The organism is Streptomyces sp. Alt3, from assembly GCF_030719215.1.
Lineage (GTDB): Bacteria > Actinomycetota > Actinomycetes > Streptomycetales > Streptomycetaceae > Streptomyces > Streptomyces glycanivorans.
Window position 1 is genome coordinate 1,683,734 of sequence record NZ_CP120983.1, and the last position, 17,313, is coordinate 1,701,046.

The following is a 17,313-nucleotide window of genomic DNA, read 5'->3' on the forward strand; positions in this document are numbered from 1 at the left end:
AGGGCGCGGTCCGGCGGGGTGGCCTGTGGAGGGTCAGGCGGCGGCGCTGTGGCGTCTGCGGTCGACGGCCTCGAACTCGACTCGGGTGGTCATCTGCGCGAGCCTGCTGGCGACGCGATCCCCGAGGTAGGAGCGCAGGTCCTTGATCGCCAGATTGGTCGTGATCAGCGTGGGGAGTTCGTAGTTATACCGCCGGTTGATCAGCCGGTACGTCACTTCCTCGACCCACTCGCTCGCCTTGGCCGCGCCGAGGTCGTCGATGATCAGCAGCGGGCAGCGGCTGACCGCCGCCAGTTCCCGCTCGCTGTCGACCCCGGGCCGGGGGCGGAGATCGGCGTAGAGGTCGGCAGCGGTGGTCGCGCGCCAGCGAACACCGACCCCGCTGCTGACCAGCGCTCGGACTGCGCCGTACGCCTGGTGTGTCTTGCCCGCGCCGACGACCCCGGCCATCAGCAGGCTAGGTCCGGTGGTGACCTGTCGTCGGGCTCCTCGGCTGGGGGCGACGGCCGCGTCGGTGACCTTCCGGACCCACTCCAGGACCATGGGGTGGTCGGCTACAGCCGCTTGATAGCGCGGGGGCATCCCTGCGAGCAGGGCGTCAAGCGGCGAGAAGGGCTCGGCGTCGTCCGGCAGCGCGGCGTCGGCCGGTTCGATGTTGCGGGCGGCCAGGATCCTGGCCATGCGCTCCAGCGTGGCTTCGTTGCCGAGGAGCTGCGGTTCGCGGTGACGGGTGTGCATCACAGCTCCTCGGCGTAGGCGGCAGACGCGTTGGCCGGGTTGGTCCACGCCTGGTGGGCGGGCGCGTTAGGCCGGATTCCCGGCCGCGCCAAACCGCCGGGGCGAGCGTTCATCGCCTCGTTGACCATGCTGGTCAGCACGCTCGGGTGCTTCGGGTTGGCCGTGAAATTCGCCAGCCCGGCTCGGATGTGCGCCGGTGCGATGCCCTCGTCCAGGAGCTTCTTGATGATCCGCCCGAGGTGCCCGATCACGTCGCTCGGGGGGCGCTGGTCGCACCCGGCAACGTACTCCCTGACCAGATCCTTGGCGGAGATGCCGGCTGCGGGCGCTGTGCGCCCCGTAGGGAGAGAAGATCCAGGATCCAAGATCCTAGATCCAGGCGCCGAGCCTTCGGGCAGGCTTCGGGGAAGGTTCGAGGAGTCCTCGAGGAATGCCTCCTGACCTGGGGTTTCCGATCGGGAGCCGCCAGGGACGTCGACCAAGTGATCGGTGGCTGCCTGCCGGTCGGCCGGGGACACAATCGCGTGCCCGGGAGACGTCGAGGTGGCCTGGGCGGGCAGATCGAGGGGTCGGGGAGCGTTCGGCGAGGTCTCGGCGAGTCCTCCGGGAGTGGTGGGCGAGCCCCCGGTCTGCTTGGTGCAGTTGCCCTTGCAGAGGCCGCACCGGCCGGCAGCCTGGTGCTGCGGGCACGATGGCAGGCGGGACTGGCTCGGTTTGTCGATCTTCTGGTGCTCGGACCAGGTCACGATGTGGAGGTAGCGGCGGTCGTCGCAGCCCGTGTACCGACAGATCAGACCGGCGGTCGCGAGCTGGTGGAGGTCGTCCTCGACGTGGACCGAGGTGTGCTCGGCGCGCAGGGGCCACAGGAGCCCAGCGATGATCGCGGCGTTGTCGCGGTGCCGTCCGTGGTCGTCGGCCTGCGTGAGGAGGCCAAAGAAGGTCCGCTCGGCCTCGACGCTCACTTCGGCGAGCGACTCGGAGAAGAACGCCTCGGGCTTGATGGTGCGTATCCGGGCCATGTCAGCAGCTCCGGTCGGCGGCGACCAGGTCGCTGCAGGTGAGGGCGGCGCGCTGGATGTCGAACGTCTGCGGCCGCGTCCAGTCCGCCTCCGGCCAGACCCGCCGGATCCAGCGGGCGGCGACCGTCGCCGTCGTCCGGCTCACCTCCAGGGCCTTCCCGCCCTCGTCCCGGATAGCGGCACGCGGGTGGGGCCACGCCCGGCTCGGGTCGGTGAGGCTAACTCGGATCGTGGCCGCGCCCGGGATCATCTCTGCGAGCTGAGCAGCGAGGCGGTGCTGTCGTTGGGTATCCGGGCAGGCTGGGTTGACGCTCGGCGTGGCGAGCATGTGATACTCCGTTGTTCGTAGGAACGCGGTGCGGCGGTTCTCGTGCAAAAGCCCCGCCGCCCGCGAGATGTGGATCGGCACCCCTCGGGGTGCCGGCCCGGTGCTCGGGAGTTGGTAGCTCCCGGGCGCCGGTCTCATCCACCCCTGCACCCTGCGGTCTTCATGACCCGCGTGTGCTCGTCTCCTTCCCCTCCCGGCTGTTCCGTCGGCCAGTGATCTCTGCCTGTGGGCACCAGGACCATAGGGCGGTCCTCGGGCCAAGTCCAGCTTTTCAGACCAGCCCCCACCAGCGGTGGAACACTGCAATGGATGCTTTCACTGGACAACGTACATTGCAGTTACGTCATCCCGTCAACTGCAATGGCGAGACGCTGGTCCTGGCTGACCCTGATCACCACTGAGGTGGATATGATGGCCGCCATGACGGAGATCTGGAGATGACCGAATCGCGCGAGCGCACCTTCTCGGAGTTGCTCGACTACCTGTTCCGAGAGGTGCACCCGAAGGGACGCGGCCCTTACACCTACGCGGAGGTCTCGCAGGGCATCCGTGACACCTCCGGCGTCACCATCTCCGCGAGCGCCATCCAGCAGCTCCGCACCGGCACCAACTCAAACCCGAAGATGCAGACCATCCGTGCGCTGGCCGGTTTCTTCGGCGTGAACCCGGGCTATTTCTTCGACGAGGAGGAGGCGGAGCGCCAGCGTGCCGAGATCCAGTTGGTCGCCGCCATGCGCGACCAGGGGGTGCGCCGGGTCGCTCTGCGCGCGAACGGCCTCAGCGCTTCGAGCCTGAACATGGTGAACACCGTGATCGACCAGGCCCGAAGACTGGAAGGAATGCCCGACGAGTCGGAAGCGTCGGGACTGCTCGACGACAAGTAAGGGCTTGGCCGCACACAGAGCAGCGCGCACCGCTCCCGTCGATCACGTCTCGGCAGGTTCAGAGTCTGCTTCCATCAGCACGATCACCCGGAGACGGTCGCTGCGCATGGGCCGCAGGGCCATGATCCGCACGCCGACTTCTCGGCCCCGATGGTGGGGAAGTCGAAGCCTACGCAGGTCTCCGTCGGCGTGTTCGACCACCTCGCGGCGGTCCCACATCCGCCGTGCGGCCGGGGAACTCGTGAGGATGTCGCGCTCCAACTGTTGCAGTGCTTCGTGGTCCGGATGGCGGGCGCGCTCGTAGCGGATCTGGCCGAGGTAGGAGCGAGCCCAGTCCTGCTCCCAGTTCACGAGCTGCTCGCGGGCCTCCGGACTCAGAAACGCCCACCGCATCTGATTCGCCTGGTGAGCCGCCCACGGAAACCATTCCAGCAGCGGCTCGTTGTAGCCGATCACGTTCCAGGCGAGGTCCGTCACGAAGGCGGGATCGGGGGCCTGGCCGTCCAGAAACCGCTGCAGCAGCTCGTCCATCTCCGCCGCCGCATCGGCCTCCGGAACCGCGGCGACCACCGGCGGATGGCCCACCGCCATCAGGTACAGGGCATCGCGCTCAGCGCGACTCAGCCCCAGCACCGACGAGAGTCGATCGAGAAAGTCAGCGGAGTACTTGGCTTCCATGCCCCGCTCCAGCGCCCCGTACCAGCGTTCACTCACCCCGGTCAGCCGAGCCACGTCACGCTGCGTCAGACCCTTCGCCCTGCGGCCCGGAGAGGCCAACCCGGGGATCTCATCGGGATTCACCCGCCGCCGCCACGACCGCAGCAGCTCAGGCAGCGACTCGCCGCCACCTTCGCCACCCGCGACCCGCCCGCCCCGCACGTCCATAAGGGCGAGCCTAGGATGCGCTCGCCGGGTGACATGCACCATAGGGCGCCCAACCTCCCATCCAGTCGATCATGGTTCAGTCATTCAGCGTAGTCAGACATAACGGATAATCAAGTAATCAACTACTCAGAGTACGAACCGCCTCGCGCCCGAATCACCGGCCCCGTGCGCTTCCGGCAAACGGTGAGGAGGTGCGACCGGGAAGGCTCACCCCCCTCCGTCAATCACCATGCGTAATCGGAACTGCCACTTCCAGGAAGAGTGAGTTCCTGCCTTCTCTTGGCATCCTCGGGGCTTCCGTCCACCCACAAGTTGACGCACCGCCGAGGCCGAAGGGGAGCACCGTGTCCTTGCCAGAAGTCGACACGCGTCGACTGCGCGCATCGTGCGAAGAGCAGATCGACCTCCTACGTCTGCCGCACCGATTCACCACCCGCCAGTTGAGCGAGGCCATAGCCGAGCTTCGCGGGAAGCCCATCGTCCTGCGGCCGCTGAGCACGCTCGGCGCGGTCGATGCGCCGTGCGGCATGAGAATCGAGACCCCGGACGCCGATCTCCTCTTCTACGAGGAGGGCACGTCCGCCCACCACCAGCGGCACATCCTCACGCACGAGCTGTGCCACGTGTACTGCGACCATCCGGGAAGCCTGGAGGTCAACGCGGACACGGCCCGCTCCCTGAGCGTCAACCCGACGCTGGTGATGCGTATGTCCGGGCGGACGAGTTACTCGACTGCTGACGAGCGCGAGGCGGAGATGATGGCGACGGTCGTCCGCCAACGCATCTACCGCGAACGCGAGGCCCCTTCGCACCGCCCCGAGAGGGGCCCGGACAGTTGGGAAGCTCTCTTCGCCCAACCCATCAGGAGAGGCCGCTTCCGCGCATGACGAATGCTGTCTTCCTCGGGATGGCGTTGCTGCTCGCGTCGATAGCTGGCTACTGGGTGCTCGGACGCGGAACGCCCCGTCCGACCGGTACCTGGGCCATGGGCGCGCTTCTCGGCTCCTTCGCCATGGCCTTCGCCTCCTATGCGCCGCTGTTCAGAAACGTCGCGGAGTCGATCGTGCCGCACGTCGGTCGGCTGCTGAGTAACTGCGCTTCTCTGGGTGCCGCCACAGCGGTTCTGGCCGTTTCCTTCCAGCTCAACCTCGAACCCTACGAGGCGCGGCGGCGCATCAGGGTCCGTCTCGCCCTGCTCACCGCGTCGGTCGTCACCATGACCGCGCTGTTCGCCTACGAGCAGCTGACAGCTCGTTCTCCACAGGTCTACGCGCTCTATCTACTCCCCTACATTTCGTTCCTCGGGTTCTCCGTGGTCGACTTCCTGATGCAGGCCGTACGCCAGTCGAAGGCGACTCGGCGCGACAGCATCCGGGGCGGGTTGCGGGTGGCCGCGGCAGGCTGCGTGTTCGCTCTCGTCTACGTCGTCTACAAGCTGACACGCATCGTCGGCCTCGGTCTGGGACTGGGCGACGAAACGCACGCGCAGTGCTCATCGCTCGTGACCTCGACGTGCGCCTTCAGCGTCACCTCCCCGGCACTCGCCGTCCTGCTGATCTGCCTCGGCCTCACGTGGCCCGCTGTCCTCTACCCGATCAACCAAGCCCGCCGTCGCCGCTGGGAAACCCGGTCCTTCGAGTCGCTCCGCCCCCTCTGGCAGGACCTGTCAGCCGCGATGCCGCAGATCGTCCTATCGTCGGCCGAGGACGTCGACAGCATCTCCGACGACTCCGACTTCGGGCTGCAGCGGCGCGTCATCGAGATCAGCGACGGCATCCTCGCCCTCCGGCCGTACCGGTCGCGCAGGGTGCAGGAGAGCGCGGCGTCGAACTTCCACACCGCTACCGAGCAGGGCGCCGCCGCCGTGGAGGCGGCTGTCGTACGAGCTGCACTGGCAGACTCGAAGGCTGGCCGGTACGCAGACGAAGTCGCACCTCCGTCGGTAGACGCCGCCGCCCGCGAGGATCTACGTGCCGACACACAGTGGCTCCTCCTGGTGGCCGACGCCTACGTCGAGCGTGTCGGCGACGACGGCCGGCCATGAGTGATTGGAACCTGAAGAAATGACCGACCCAACTCAGGACCCCGGCTTCCTCCAGGACCCCTACCCCACTTACGCGGCCATGCGCTCGGCATACCCCGTACAAGCCGTAGCCAGCGGATCCGGCGGTCGCCTCAGCTACCTGGTCACCGGATACGCCGAAGCCAGGGAAGCGCTCGCCCACGCCCGGCTCTCGAAGGACACCTCCGCGTTCTTCGCGGGCAAGGAATCAAAGCGGCGCCTCCACCCCGCAGTGGCGCACAACATGCTGTCGAGCGACCCGCCCGAGCACACCCGGCTGCGCAAGCTGGTCACCAAGGCGTTCACGACCGGGGCGGTCGCGGAACTGCGCCCGTTCATCGCCAGGGTCACCGACGACCTGTTGGACCAGTGGCCTGTCGGCGAGCCCTTCGACTTCATGACCGGCTTGGCCGTCCCGCTACCCGTCATTGTGATCTGCGAACTGCTCGGAGTACCGGAGGAAGACCGGCCCGACATCCGGCGCTGGTCCGGCGAACTGTTCGCGGCGGGACAGCCGGGCGTCATCGACGCGGCCTCGCACTCCCTGGCCGACTACATGACAGACCTCATCGCCGCCAAGCGCCGACACCCCGGCAGCTCGCTCCTCGACCGCCTCATCTCGGCTCGCGACGGCGACGACCGGCTCAATGAGGAGGAACTGGTCTCGCTCGCGGTGCTCCTGCTCGTAGCCGGCCACGAGACCACCACCAACTTCCTCGGCAACGCAACCCTCTCCCTGCTCCAGCACCCGGCCGAACTCGACCGCCTCCGCCAAAACCCGGACGACATCCCTACGGTGCTGGACGAACTGCTTCGATTCGACTCCCCCGTCAGCACGGCAACCTTCCGGTTCACCACCGAAGCCGTCACACTCGGTGGCACCGACATCCCGACAGGCGCACCGGTCCTGGTCGCCCTCGGAGCCGCCAACCGCGACCCGGAACGGTTCCCGTCACCGGACCAGCTCGATGCGAACCGGGACGCTGTCGGCCACCTCGCCTTCGGGCACGGTATCCACCGCTGCGTCGGCGCTCCCCTGGCCAAGACCGAGGCCGAAATCGCGCTGCGCGCGGTACTGACACGGTTCCCGGGCCTCCGCCTCGCCGTACCGCCCGACCAGCTTCAGTGGCGGCACGCCCGTCTTGTACGCGGTCTGACCTCGCTTCCCGTCCTTAATTAGCCGGAGGGTCGCTTAGCGAGTGAGCCGCTCTGGGGGGCGAGTAGGCAGGCCCCGGAGCTGCTGTTCGCTAGGAGTGAGAGCGGGGCTTTCCGAAGATCGGACACGAGTCGCGGATGAGGTGATTCCGTCCCACCGTGCAGAAGGTCGTACGGTCCCACGCCTATGAACCGCTCCGTCGAGCTGATCGAGGAAGCGCTCGGCTCGCGTCAGATCCTCAGGGGTGTCTACCGCTACACCGTCGTCCAGGACAGGGACCATCTGTACGGCGTGGCCGTGTTCGACGAAACGCAGCATCTCTACTCCTTCGGCACGCTCCAGGGGTCCTTGCTGGAGCCGACAGAAGTGCTGGAGAGCCTCGCCTGTGAAGCCGTAGAGGCCCAGTTGGCGCAGGTACTTCGGCCGGTCGCCCCTGGGGTATGGGATGGGCTGGCGCGAGAACATGAGGGCCTCGCTGCGGGCCGTGACGACGACCTTGACGACGTTGTGGTCCAGGACGGCGCCGACGTCGACCAGCTCGGTGTAGGCGTTCACGGCGCAGGTGCCGGGCGGAGTGAATTCCAGGGCCTCGGAGACGTCGTTGATGGCGGTCGGCGAGATGAACGGCTCGTCGCCCTGGACGTTGATGTATCCGTCGGCTGGCAGGCGTTCGGCGACCTCTGCGACGCGGTCGGTGCCGGTGAGGTGCTCCCCGGTACGGATGCTGTCGATGCCGAGTTCGCGGCACGCCGCTTCGATGCGTTCGTCGTCCGTCGCGACGATGGCTCCGTCGAGGCGTTTGGCCTCCAGGCAGCGCTGGTGGACGTGCCAGAGCAGCGGCATGCCGCCGAGGAGGGCCAGTGGTTTGCCGGGGAATCGGGAGGCACCCCAGCGGCAGGGTATGACGGCGATGTGCCGGCGCCGTTCGGCGGTGGTCGGTCGGGCTGTGGTGGCGGCCACGGCGTCCTCCTGGTGGTCGGGTTCGGGGGGCTTCAGGTGAGCTGGGCGAGCTTGGCGCGGATGGTGGGTGAGGCGGTGGTCGCGAACGGCCGCCACTGGTAGCCGTCGACCTCCTCCTCCTGCAGCGTCACCGCATGATCGGCCCCGAGGTGGAAGGCCCAGCGGAAGTCCACGTGGTGGTGGGCCGGGTCGTTCTTCGACGGGTTCGCGTCGATCGCGTGCACGTCGATGTCGAGGGGGATGTCCTCGTGGCCAGCGAGGGCGACGACGGCGCTGGGCGGGATGCCGGCCTCCTCGTGCAGTTCGCGCAGGGCTGCGTCGCGCAGGAGCTGGTCGGACGGTTCGTTGTGCCCGCCGGGCGCCAGCAATTTCCCGGACGCCTTGTGCAGAATGTGGAGCACGTGCCGTTCACCGTTGATGAGGATGACGCTGCAGGTCACGTGGGCGGGGAAGGTCTTGCGGCTGGTGGGATCGTCCGCGCCGGCAAGCACGGCGAACAGCATCGTCAGGGAGGCGCGCTCGTCCGGGTGGCGGGCGAGGTACGCCTCCGTGACGGCACGGACGTGTTCGGTGGAGGGTGGCAACGAGGTCACCTTTCGAAGTGGCGGAGCCAGGTTCTGGCGATGGTGTCGCGGTCGGCCGCCGGCATCTCGTGCAGTCCGGGCTGGAGTCGCGCGTGGCTGAGTGCGGCGGTGGCGGCGAGTATCTCGGCCTGGACGAGGTGGATGTAGGTGCCGACGGCGGCGCCGTGCACGAAGTTGACGGCGCCCCCGTCGGCAAGGACGTAGAAGTAGTGGCCAGTGACCTCGTATCGAGTCAACTGCGGTCCCACAGACTGGCGTTCGTAGAGGTCATCAAGGCTGCTGAGTTCGAGTTCTTCCTCGGAAGAGGTCACCGATCCGAGGTACGCGCCGTTGCGCAGGGCGGCGAAATCCTCGTGCCGTAGGGCGAGATTGCCGGTGGCGCACAGGACGAGTTCCGCGTCGTGGACGGCCTCGGTGGTGGACGCGCTGGTGCGGAAACCGAGGGCGTGCGCCTGTACCCGCTTGACCGCGTCGTTGTCGTACACGGTGACGCGCAGGTCCTGGGCGCGCAGGGTCTGCGCAATAGAGCGGCCGATCTTGCCGAAACCGATGACGCAGGCGCTGCGGCTCGTGAGGATGTCCCCGCGGGCGCGGACGAGGGCGTCGGTGGAGAACACGATGGACCGGCCGACGAGGTGGTCCTCGCAGTCCTTGAGCGGCGAGCGGGCCACGGACACGACCGGACACGGCAGCGAGCCGAGAGCCGCGTACCGCTGGTGTCCGTTCTCGGTGTCCTCGACGACGCCGAGGATGCGGCCGGAGAACTTGTTCACGAGGGTGTCGAGGCTGGCCGCGAAGTACCCGCCGATGTCGACCAGGACGACATCCTGGCCGCCGGCCGTGTCCTCCAGGTAGTGCAGGGCCTGGGTCTCGTCGGTGAACCGCTCCCGGCTCAGGTCGTGGACCGGCAGGGTGCGGCGGACGGTGTCGAGGGTCGGCTGGTGGATCGACCGGGGCTTGGGGAGGACGGCGCCGATCGTGGACACCGCGGTCATGGCGTGCAAGAACGCCGGCCGTTCCGGGAGCAGGTGGGTGATGACCAGCGTCGTGATCGCCTGCCCGGCGGGAAACTGCGCGGTGATCCTCCGGAAGAAGGCGTCCAGCCGTGCTCGCTCGGGGGTTTCCATGGGCACTCCTCTCGGGTTCCGAGGCGTAGGGCTACGCGGCCCGGCTGTAGTCCGGCATTGGGGCGGCCAGAGCCTGCATGTGAGCGCGCAGTCCGCCGTGGAGGTCGACGCGCGGCTGCCAGTCGAGGACCTCTCCCGCACGGCTGGGGTCGGCGCGCGTGACGAGGACGTCCCCGTTGCGCACGTGGTCCTGGTGGAGCTGGATCTCGCGGCCGGTGAGGCTGTTGGCGATGTTGACCACGTCCAGCAGTGATGCGTTCGAGCCGCCGCCGACGTTGATGGGGCCGTGAGCGTTCGGATTGACGCCGGCGGCGATCGTGGCGGTGACCACGTCGTCTATGTAGGTGAAGTCGCGGCGCTGGTGGCCGTCTCCGTACAGGCGCAGGGGCTGTCCGGTCAGGGCGGCGTACAGGGCGCGGTGGGTGAACATGTCGGCGCGCTGCCGGGGGCCGTAGACGGTGAAGTACCGCAGGGCGACGACGCTGGGGCCGCCGGGGCGCTCGGCGTAGGCGAGGCAGAGCTGCTCCTCGGCCAGCTTGGTCACGGCGTACGGGGAGGCGGGGTTGGGGCGGTCGGTCTCGCGACTCGCGTCGCCGTCGGTCGGGCCGTAGACGCTGGAGGAGGAGGCTACGACCAGTCGGGGGACGCCGATCCGGGTGGAGGCTTCGAGGACGCGGTGGGTGGCCAGCACGTTGGACGCGAGGTAGTCACCGAACTGCGGTCCCCAGGAGGGCCGTACGCCGGGGATGCCGGCGAGGTGGAAGACGGCGTCGGCGTCGATCAGGAGCGGGTCGATCGCGCAGTGGAGGAGGTCGGCCGTGACGTGGTGGTATCCCGGGCGACCCCGCAGCGCGGCGAGGTTGGCGGCGGCCATCGGGTCGGTAGATGGATCTCGGCGGTCCACGCCGATCACGGTGGCGCCGGCCTGGACGAGGGCGTGGGCGAGGTGGGAGCCGATGAATCCGGCGGAGCCGGTCACCACGGCCCGTCGGGGGGAAGCGTTGGTCGGGGGCTGCTCGTGCTGTGGCACGGGGATCTCCAGAGGGGTGTCGTCTAGGGGGCTGGTCAGGTGAGCCGGGACAGGACGGTTCTGCCGTGCGCGCTGAGGGCGGCGTCGTTCTCCTGGTGGCCCTTGGCCAGGGCTGTGGCCGCCTCGATGGCGCCGAAGGACTCCAGGAGGCGTCGTTCGGTGTCGTTCGGCGGGCGCCCGTAGCCGTCAAAGAAGGCGGTGCGGAGGTGGGGTGCGGCCTGCCAGCGTCGGAATTCGAGCCGGGCGAAGTCGCGGACCCGGGCGTCGCGTCGCATGTGCTCGAAGTCGTAGATGCCGAAGGTGTCGCCGAGCAGCCAGTTGCGCGGCTGGTAGTCGAGGTGGCAGATCGCGCTCTCCATGTGGCTGCTGCCCAGGATCGCCGCGTGGTGCTTCAGCAGGTTCTCCTCGGCCGCGTCGAGCAGGTCAGCGTGGACGGCCCGGTCGATCCACCCCTGGAACCGTTCGGCGAGTGCGGCGCCGACGGCACCGCCTTGGGGCATGGCCGTGGCCCAGTGCAGCTTGCCGAGCACGTGCCCAGCCTCGTGGTGGGCCAGTTCCTCCTCGGGTGAGCCCGGAGCGAAGGCATCCGCGCGGTCGCCTGCGAGCGCGGTGAGCAGCAGGGTGCGGGTGGCGTCATCCCGGCCGACCAACTCCGGCGCATGGCCGTTCAGATGAGTGACCCACGCCCCGTAGGCGTGGAGTTCTCCGGCGTACCGGTCTCGCTCCGCGTGCTGCTTCGCGATGAACTGACGCCCGTCGCCGGCCACGAGGCGTACGACGCGGGGCGGGAGCGCGGGGTCCGCTGCGATGTCGACTGCGCCGAGGAGGAGGTGCGCCAGTTGTATCCGAGGGTCGCGCGAGGTCGCGATCACGGGGTCGGCTCCGGCGTGAGGAGACTGAGGTGCTCGGTGTCGTTGTGCCGGTCGAGCATCCAGCGGGTCTGGCCCAGGCGGTTGCGGTGGTGCTGCCAGCGGGTGATGGAGGCGTGGTTGTGGGTGAACCCGGACGGCGAGCCGATCGGGATGCCGAGCAGCAGGGTGTGTGCGGTGATCACCGTCTCCCCGTGGGCGGCGAAGACGACGCGCTTGCCGTGGTTCTCCTCGATGAGCTGGCTCAGGTTCCTGCTGGCGCGCTCCAGGAACCCGTTCCAGGTGTCGGAGCCGTTGGCCCAGGGCGTGTCGGGGTGGGCGTGCGGCCCGCCGTCGGCGACCGTCTTCACCGCCTCCCAGGGCTGGCCGTCGGCGTCGCCGTGGACCGGGCCGTCGAGCCGGTCGTCGTGGTGCACGGGGATCTGAAGCGTCTGGGCGATGATCTCGCCGGTCTGGACGAGGCGGATCCGCGGGCCGGTGTAGATGACGTCGAACGGCTTCTTCAGGTGCTCGGTGGCAAGGCGGCGTGCGGCCTGTTCGGCTTGGGCGTACCCGAGGTTGGTCAGGCCGGTGCAGGTGCGCGGCCCCCCGACGAGGCCGTCGGCGTTGCACTGGGCCTGGCCGTGCCGGACGAAGACGAGTTCGGTGGTGATCATGAGGCTCCTCGGTGGGAGAAACGGAGGGGCAGGCTGTAGCGGTAACCGTTGCGGCCGACGTACGGGGCGGTGAGCACGGCGTGCAGGGCCAGGGAGCTATCAAGCTGGTTTCGATCCGTCGTGCCCAGCCGGGCGTCGTGTCGTAGGGCGGCCGCGTTGTACGCGAGCAGGGCGTTGGTGACGGCTCGGTCGGTGAGCGGTCCGTAGGTCAGGTGAAGCGTCGCGATGAGCTTGGCGAGGTCGTAGCCCATCGGGGCCAGGGACAAGTCGTCGGTGTCGACGACGACGATGTCCTGCTTGCTGGTGACGATGAAGTTCCGGAGGTTGCTGTCCTTGTAGAAGGCGCAGGGCCCTTGGGCCGTTGTTTCCAGCAGGCCGAGCATCGCGTGCAGGGCGGTCTTGTTCGGCAGGTAGCCCTGCTCATGGCGGCGCCGCAGGGCGCGCTTCCGGGGGCCGAGGTAGTCGTCGAACGTAGTGCCGTCCCGGAAGCGGTGCGCGGTGTCCAGCGACGCGGACCGCAGGTCGCTGGCCCAGGCGGCTCCGTGGGCGTGGCCCAGCAGTGCCGCGACGCGCGGGAGGTCGTCCGGGCGTACGGAGCGACCTTCGATCCGTTCAAACGTCAGGCTGTTCGGTCGGACGGTGAGGAGCGCCGGCTGCCGCAGCGGCTTGGCGTGCTCGGTGAGCCACTGGTGGTGGCGCGCTGCCGCCGCTGCACGCTCCGGTTCCGCGTAGGGCTTGGTGAAGGGCACGAGGGTCATGCTGGCCGCCCTTCGTTCGACTGGGCGACGACGAAGGTGATCCGGGACCGGGTGGCCAGCGGCTGGTCGGGAAGGAACTCGTGCAGGGTCGCCGCCAGGGCCCCGGGGTTGCCGTACAGGCCCGGCGCCAGGTCGTACTTGGGGTTGGTGGCCAGGTACTGCGCCGCGTGGTCGTGACCGTCAAAGGTGAAGACGTGTTCCTCGTCCAAGACGGCGATCACGTCGAGCGAGGAGGCGGCTACCTCGGCGAGGTTGCCGCTGTGTGCTGCGGTGTAGAGGCTCTCATGCTGGGCGGCACGCGGATCGAGGCCGGCGGAGGCGACCAGCTCGTCCATCTCCTGGTAGCTGTCGAGGCCCTTGGTGACGAGCACGGCCAGACCTCCGGGGGCGAGGACCCTGGCGATCTCCCCGACGATGTCTTCGGGGTGCGGCGAGTGGTAGAGGCAGAACGCCGCGACGACAATGTCGCTCGACCCGTCGGGCAGGGGCAGGTCGTGGAAGTCCCCTTCGATGAACTCCACCGTGCTGTCGGGCAGGTCCTTGGCGCGCTTGCGGGCCTGGGCAAGCAGGGAAGGGGCGGCGTCCAGGCCCACGATGCGCTGCGGCCGGAGCTGCTCGGCGATGACGAGGCTGCTCGTGCCGCGACCGCAGCCGATGTCGAGCACGACGCCGAGCCGGTCCGGCCGGGCGTGATGGCTCTGCACCAGGCTGACGATGGTCTCGGGCACGGGCTGGCCGGCGGTCTTGGCCCGCATCAGGGCGCTGGTCCGCCCGGCCAGCCGCGAGGCGTGTCCGTACAGCTCCGACTGCCGGGCGGGGTCCAGGAACGGGTTGGGCTCGTTCATGCCGCACCCCCTGGCAGGGGGCGCGGACCGGTCAGGACTGCTCGGCGGCGACCTTCCGCAGCCAGCGGCGAGTCTGACGCCGGTTGGCCAGCAGCACCACATCGGCGGCGGAGCCGAACTCCTCGATCTTCGCCATCACGCGGGGCCGCATCTTGCGCCGGTACGTGGCGACGTACTTGATCACGCCCCAGTGGATGCGGTTGTGCACCCCGTTGCCCTTGTGCCCCGCGCCGTGCCGGATCTGCCGGGAGAAGATCCCGTACAGCGCCGCCACGGTCGACACGTCCATCAGGACCACCGTGTCGCAGGCTTCGAGCCGTACCTGCAGCGTCGAGTTGTAGTTGCCGTCGATCACCCACCGCGGCTGCGCTACCAGCTCGCGCTGGACGTCGGTGAACTTGTCCATGGGCAATGCGTTCCACTCGTCGTCGTAGAACGCGGCGTCCAGGTGCGTCACCGGGGCGTCGAGGATCCTGCCCAGTTCGCGGGCCACGTGGGATTTGCCGCTGCCTCCGCAGCCGACGATGGCGACCTTCTTCATGGTGCTCCAGCGTAGAGAGGTTCGGGTGTCCGGCGGACCCATCCTCCGGGACGCGCCCGGAGGATCCGCGCGCCGTGGTCGATCGAGCGGTCTGCATCAGGCAGCTCCCCGCTCGGTCGCGGTGGCCTGGGGGAGGCCGTGCAGGACGGACTCCAGGGTGTTGACCTGCTTGCACAGGCCGAACAGGCGCAGCCGGTCCACGCACGCGGCGATCAGGGCGGCGTGCTGCTCGGTGCCGGCGATCTCGCGCAGGTAGGAGAGGCGTTCGAGCACCTCGCTGCCGGAGCGCACGACCAGCTCCTTCGGGACGAACCGGTCGGCGAAGCGGATATCCGCCGGGGCCAGCGGCAGGCATCCGGCGAGTACGGCCTCGAAGATGCGCTGGGTCATCTGCCCGACGGCGGCGTACCGCTCGGGCAGCATGAGCACCGTGGCGAGGGACCGGCCGTAGACGGCGGCGGCGTCCTCGAACGGGATCCGGCCCGCGAAGCGGACGTGCGGCCAGCGGCCGGTCTTCGTCCACTTGCCGGCGACCAGGTGCTCGACGCGGGCGGCTGCCGGGGCGAAGAAGCGGTCGAAGGGCTCGTCGCGGTCGTACTGGTTGCCCACGTAGCCGAGCGCGAGATCCCGAGGCCGCGCCGCCAGGGTGAGGGGATCGGCCTGGGCGAGGAGGTCCTCGGCGACGGGGAAGAGCAGCGAGTGCGCGCCGAGGGTCGGGGCGAGCGCGGCCTCGCAGACGCGGGCGTGGGCCGTGCGGCGCCACACGCTCTCGGCGCGCAGGGTGCGGTCCTTGTCCCAGATCACGGTGGGCGTCCGGTGCCGGGCCGTGTAGTGGTTGATGAGCTGGGCCTGCCGGTGGAGGTCGCAGGTGTGCCCCTCGCTGCCGCACACGGTGGTGTTGCGGCCGGGGATCGCCCAGCGCCACTCCAGGAACAGGGCGTCGATGCCGGGCAGGCCGTCGTCGAAGGCGTACGCGCCGCCGAGGTCGTCACCGGCTTCGAGGCGGTCGCGGTCGGGCTGGAGGAAGACGATCTCGTGACCGCGGGCAAGGAGGGCGTCAATGAAGGGGCGGCGGTGGCTGCGGCCTCCGTCGGGGGTGTCGGTCACGCCGTTGCCGAGGAAGCCCCAGAAGCTGTATCCGATCTTCATTTGGTGATCCACCGCCCTTCGAGGAGCAGGGCGTCGAGGCCGGAGTTGGCCAGGCAGTCCAGGGCCATCTCGGGTGTCCCGCAAATCGGCTTGCCCTTGACGTTGAGGGAGGTGTTGATCAGCACGGGGATGCCGGTCCGGCGGCCGAAGGCACTCAGCACCGCGTGCATGAACGGGTTCTGCGACCGGGTGACGGTCTGCAGGCGGGAGGTGTCGTTGGCGTGCACGATGGCCGGCACCCGCTCGCGCGTCAGGTCTGTCACTCCGGAGGCCATGGACATGTACGGGGCCGGCTGGCCGAGGGTGAAGAATTCGGCGGCGCGCTCGGCGGGGACCATGGGGGCGAAGGGCCGGAACGGCTCGCGGAACTTCACGGTGGCGTTGAGCCGCTCGACGACGCCGGGCTCCAGCGGGGAGGCGAGGATCGAGCGGTTGCCCAGGGCGCGCGGTCCGGCTTCGACCCCTCCCTGGAAGAGTCCGGCGATCATGCCGTGGGCGAGCTGGTCGGCGAGGAACTCGGCGGTCTCGATGCCGAGGGTCTTCTGGCGGAGGCCGGGCCAGGCGGTCAGGTCGAGGGGCTGGTCCTCATATGAGGGGCCGAGGTAACAGTGGCGGGCGATGCCGGCGACCGGGCGAGGGCTGCGCCCATCGACGTGTACGGCGAGGGCGGCCCCGATGGCGGTTCCGGCGTCTCCGGGTGCCGGCGGGACGAACACCTCGTCGAAGATGTCAGCCTCGATGATCTTCCCGATGCTGACGCAGTTCGTGGCGACGCCGCCGCCCACGCACAGGCGCCGGGAGTCGGTGAGCACACGGGCGCGGCGGGCGAGGTGAACCATCACCTGCTCGGTCCGCTCCTGGAGGGCAGCCGCCAGGTCTCGGTGGACGTCGGTGAGCGGCTCGTTCGGGTGCCGCTCGGGGCAGGTCTCGGCGACGAACCACCGGGATGTCCTCGGGTATCCCGAGGTGAGGGTGCGCGTCGGGAAGTAGCCGGGGTGGATGCGGAAGCCCGTGGCCGTCGTGCGGACGGCCGTGGTGAACAGGTGCCGGAAGCGGGCGGGGTCGCCAAGGGCGGCCAGCGCCATGACGGTCCCTTCCTCGTCGCCACGCCTCCAGCCCAGGTGCTCGGTGACGGCGCCGTACACGTACCCGAGGGAGGCCGGGTCGTTGATCGCTTCCAAGGGCTGGAGGCGGGGGTGCTGGATGCCGTGGCCGTGGGCGATGGTGGTGGTCTGCCGCTCGCCGAGGCTGTCGACCACGAGTACGGCGGCTTCCTCCCAGCCGGAGGCAGCGAAGGCCGTGAGCTGGTGGGCTCGGTGGTGCAGGACCGGTGTGACGCGGGCCGAGGGGAACTGGCTGCCAAGGACGCGCAGCCGCCGCCGGGTCCGCAGGGCGACCTTGGCGAACCCGTGAGCGCGGGCAAGGCTGCGGTCGCGGGTCATCGGCGACAGCGCCATGCGCAGGGCAGCGGGCGACTCGGCGAGGTAGCGGACGGGCTGGAAGTTGTAGGCGACGGCGTCCACGTCGCTGGCACTCAGCTTGGCCTGGTCGAGGAGCCACCCCACGGCGCGGGCCGGGTAGAGCTTGGTGTGCTTCTGCGCGGAGAGGCGTTCCTCCTCGACGAAGCCGACGAGTTCACCGTCCACGAGAAGGGCGGCCGACGAGTCGTGGGTGTACGAGCACAGGCCGAGGACGACGGAGGGGGTGCGCTTCATGGCGGCG

Annotated in this window: 19 protein-coding genes; 4 read left to right on the forward strand and 15 right to left on the reverse strand. The window is 69.2% G+C overall.

What is annotated here, in order from left to right:
• Window positions 1-33 precede the first annotated feature (33 nt).
• Genes P8A20_RS07235 through P8A20_RS07245 form a run of 3 tightly spaced genes read right to left on the reverse strand, consistent with a single transcriptional unit; the run spans window position 34 to window position 2,085 of the window.
• Window positions 34-738 (reverse strand): ATP-binding protein, encoded by a 705-nt coding sequence (locus tag P8A20_RS07235; RefSeq protein WP_306103124.1) that lies wholly within the window; start codon window positions 736-738, stop codon window positions 34-36.
• Window positions 738-1,757: a hypothetical protein gene (locus tag P8A20_RS07240; RefSeq protein WP_306103125.1), complete on the reverse strand. Its 1,020-nt coding sequence runs from the start codon at window positions 1,755-1,757 to the stop codon at window positions 738-740. The genes P8A20_RS07235 and P8A20_RS07240 overlap by 1 nt, the downstream gene beginning before the upstream one ends.
• A 1-nt stretch (window position 1,758) precedes the next feature.
• On the reverse strand, window positions 1,759-2,085 hold the full coding sequence (locus tag P8A20_RS07245) for a transcriptional regulator (protein WP_306103126.1): 327 nt from the start codon (window positions 2,083-2,085) through the stop codon (window positions 1,759-1,761).
• A gap of 437 nt (window positions 2,086-2,522) precedes the next feature.
• Between P8A20_RS07245 and P8A20_RS07250 the strand changes: the two genes are divergently transcribed.
• Window positions 2,523-2,969, forward strand: a complete 447-nt coding sequence (locus P8A20_RS07250; RefSeq protein WP_093798523.1) for a Secondary metabolite protein — start codon at window positions 2,523-2,525, stop codon at window positions 2,967-2,969.
• Between the two features lie 42 nt (window positions 2,970-3,011).
• Here P8A20_RS07250 and P8A20_RS07255 read toward each other — a convergent pair whose 3' ends face one another.
• Window positions 3,012-3,854 carry an MmyB family transcriptional regulator gene (locus P8A20_RS07255; RefSeq protein ID WP_306103127.1) on the reverse strand — a complete coding sequence of 281 codons (843 nt, stop codon included), beginning with the start codon at window positions 3,852-3,854 and terminating at the stop codon, window positions 3,012-3,014.
• Between the two features lie 344 nt (window positions 3,855-4,198).
• Here P8A20_RS07255 and P8A20_RS07260 point away from each other — a divergent pair, with 344 nt between their 5' ends.
• Genes P8A20_RS07260 through P8A20_RS07270 form a run of 3 tightly spaced genes read left to right on the forward strand, consistent with a single transcriptional unit; the run spans window position 4,199 to window position 7,096 of the window.
• Complete coding sequence (locus P8A20_RS07260) at window positions 4,199-4,741, forward strand: regulator component (RefSeq protein WP_306103128.1); 543 nt, start codon at window positions 4,199-4,201, stop codon at window positions 4,739-4,741.
• The gene (locus P8A20_RS07265; RefSeq protein WP_306103129.1) at window positions 4,738-5,898 is read left to right on the forward strand and encodes an MAB_1171c family putative transporter; all 1,161 of its coding nucleotides are present in this window, start codon (window positions 4,738-4,740) and stop codon (window positions 5,896-5,898) included. The genes P8A20_RS07260 and P8A20_RS07265 overlap by 4 nt, the downstream gene beginning before the upstream one ends.
• A gap of 19 nt (window positions 5,899-5,917) precedes the next feature.
• Window positions 5,918-7,096 carry a cytochrome P450 family protein gene (locus P8A20_RS07270; protein WP_306103130.1) on the forward strand — a complete coding sequence of 393 codons (1,179 nt, stop codon included), beginning with the start codon at window positions 5,918-5,920 and terminating at the stop codon, window positions 7,094-7,096.
• A 12-nt stretch (window positions 7,097-7,108) separates the two neighbouring features.
• On the opposite strand, the gene P8A20_RS07275 is transcribed toward P8A20_RS07270, so the two are convergent.
• From P8A20_RS07275 to P8A20_RS07325, 11 genes are all read right to left on the reverse strand, one after another.
• A complete protein-coding gene (locus tag P8A20_RS07275; RefSeq protein ID WP_306103131.1) occupies window positions 7,109-8,032 on the reverse strand; it encodes a 3-deoxy-manno-octulosonate cytidylyltransferase in 924 nt (307 codons plus the stop codon).
• 32 nt (window positions 8,033-8,064) lie between these two features.
• Entirely contained in the window at window positions 8,065-8,625 is a 561-nt protein-coding gene (locus P8A20_RS07280; RefSeq protein ID WP_306103132.1) for an NUDIX hydrolase, read from the reverse strand.
• A complete protein-coding gene (locus tag P8A20_RS07285) occupies window positions 8,622-9,743 on the reverse strand; it encodes an NAD(P)-dependent oxidoreductase (protein ID WP_306103133.1) in 1,122 nt (373 codons plus the stop codon). The genes P8A20_RS07280 and P8A20_RS07285 overlap by 4 nt, the downstream gene beginning before the upstream one ends.
• A gap of 31 nt (window positions 9,744-9,774) precedes the next feature.
• A complete protein-coding gene (locus P8A20_RS07290) occupies window positions 9,775-10,773 on the reverse strand; it encodes an NAD-dependent epimerase/dehydratase family protein (RefSeq protein ID WP_306103134.1) in 999 nt (332 codons plus the stop codon).
• Between the two features lie 35 nt (window positions 10,774-10,808).
• Entirely contained in the window at window positions 10,809-11,645 is an 837-nt protein-coding gene (locus tag P8A20_RS07295; protein WP_306103135.1) for an aminoglycoside phosphotransferase/kinase family protein, read from the reverse strand.
• Window positions 11,642-12,298, reverse strand: a complete 657-nt coding sequence (locus P8A20_RS07300) for a histidine phosphatase family protein (RefSeq protein ID WP_306103136.1) — start codon at window positions 12,296-12,298, stop codon at window positions 11,642-11,644. Before P8A20_RS07300 ends, P8A20_RS07295 begins: the two co-directional genes overlap by 4 nt.
• On the reverse strand, window positions 12,295-13,056 hold the full coding sequence (locus P8A20_RS07305; protein WP_306103137.1) for a phosphotransferase: 762 nt from the start codon (window positions 13,054-13,056) through the stop codon (window positions 12,295-12,297). Before P8A20_RS07305 ends, P8A20_RS07300 begins: the two co-directional genes overlap by 4 nt.
• The gene (locus P8A20_RS07310; RefSeq protein ID WP_306103138.1) at window positions 13,053-13,901 is read right to left on the reverse strand and encodes a class I SAM-dependent methyltransferase; all 849 of its coding nucleotides are present in this window, start codon (window positions 13,899-13,901) and stop codon (window positions 13,053-13,055) included. Before P8A20_RS07310 ends, P8A20_RS07305 begins: the two co-directional genes overlap by 4 nt.
• Before the next feature lie 31 nt (window positions 13,902-13,932).
• The gene (locus tag P8A20_RS07315) at window positions 13,933-14,442 is read right to left on the reverse strand and encodes a P-loop NTPase family protein (RefSeq protein WP_306103139.1); all 510 of its coding nucleotides are present in this window, start codon (window positions 14,440-14,442) and stop codon (window positions 13,933-13,935) included.
• Window positions 14,443-14,538: 96 nt separating this feature from the next.
• A complete protein-coding gene (locus tag P8A20_RS07320; protein ID WP_306103140.1) occupies window positions 14,539-15,591 on the reverse strand; it encodes a glycosyltransferase family protein in 1,053 nt (350 codons plus the stop codon).
• Window positions 15,588-17,306, reverse strand: coding sequence for a carbamoyltransferase family protein (locus P8A20_RS07325; protein WP_306103141.1), 1,719 nt, complete (start codon window positions 17,304-17,306; stop codon window positions 15,588-15,590). Before P8A20_RS07325 ends, P8A20_RS07320 begins: the two co-directional genes overlap by 4 nt.
• Window positions 17,307-17,313 lie beyond the last annotated feature (7 nt).

What these genes read in the sequence shown, in the direction of transcription:
- P8A20_RS07325 (WP_306103141.1), bottom strand. Translation starts at nt 17,306, where the DNA reads ATGAAGCGCACCCCCTCCGTCGTCCTCGGCCTGTGCTCGTACACCCAC.
- P8A20_RS07300 (WP_306103136.1), bottom strand. Translation starts at nt 12,298, where the DNA reads ATGATCACCACCGAACTCGTCTTCGTCCGGCACGGCCAGGCCCAGTGC.
- P8A20_RS07235 (WP_306103124.1), bottom strand. Translation starts at nt 738, where the DNA reads ATGCACACCCGTCACCGCGAACCGCAGCTCCTCGGCAACGAAGCCACG.
- P8A20_RS07240 (WP_306103125.1), bottom strand. Translation starts at nt 1,757, where the DNA reads ATGGCCCGGATACGCACCATCAAGCCCGAGGCGTTCTTCTCCGAGTCG.
- P8A20_RS07305 (WP_306103137.1), bottom strand. Translation starts at nt 13,056, where the DNA reads ATGACCCTCGTGCCCTTCACCAAGCCCTACGCGGAACCGGAGCGTGCA.
- P8A20_RS07250 (WP_093798523.1), top strand. Translation starts at nt 2,523, where the DNA reads ATGACCGAATCGCGCGAGCGCACCTTCTCGGAGTTGCTCGACTACCTG.
- P8A20_RS07245 (WP_306103126.1), bottom strand. Translation starts at nt 2,085, where the DNA reads ATGCTCGCCACGCCGAGCGTCAACCCAGCCTGCCCGGATACCCAACGA.
- P8A20_RS07255 (WP_306103127.1), bottom strand. Translation starts at nt 3,854, where the DNA reads ATGGACGTGCGGGGCGGGCGGGTCGCGGGTGGCGAAGGTGGCGGCGAG.
- P8A20_RS07285 (WP_306103133.1), bottom strand. Translation starts at nt 9,743, where the DNA reads ATGGAAACCCCCGAGCGAGCACGGCTGGACGCCTTCTTCCGGAGGATC.
- P8A20_RS07315 (WP_306103139.1), bottom strand. Translation starts at nt 14,442, where the DNA reads ATGAAGAAGGTCGCCATCGTCGGCTGCGGAGGCAGCGGCAAATCCCAC.
- P8A20_RS07270 (WP_306103130.1), top strand. Translation starts at nt 5,918, where the DNA reads ATGACCGACCCAACTCAGGACCCCGGCTTCCTCCAGGACCCCTACCCC.
- P8A20_RS07265 (WP_306103129.1), top strand. Translation starts at nt 4,738, where the DNA reads ATGACGAATGCTGTCTTCCTCGGGATGGCGTTGCTGCTCGCGTCGATA.
- P8A20_RS07320 (WP_306103140.1), bottom strand. Translation starts at nt 15,591, where the DNA reads ATGAAGATCGGATACAGCTTCTGGGGCTTCCTCGGCAACGGCGTGACC.
- P8A20_RS07310 (WP_306103138.1), bottom strand. Translation starts at nt 13,901, where the DNA reads ATGAACGAGCCCAACCCGTTCCTGGACCCCGCCCGGCAGTCGGAGCTG.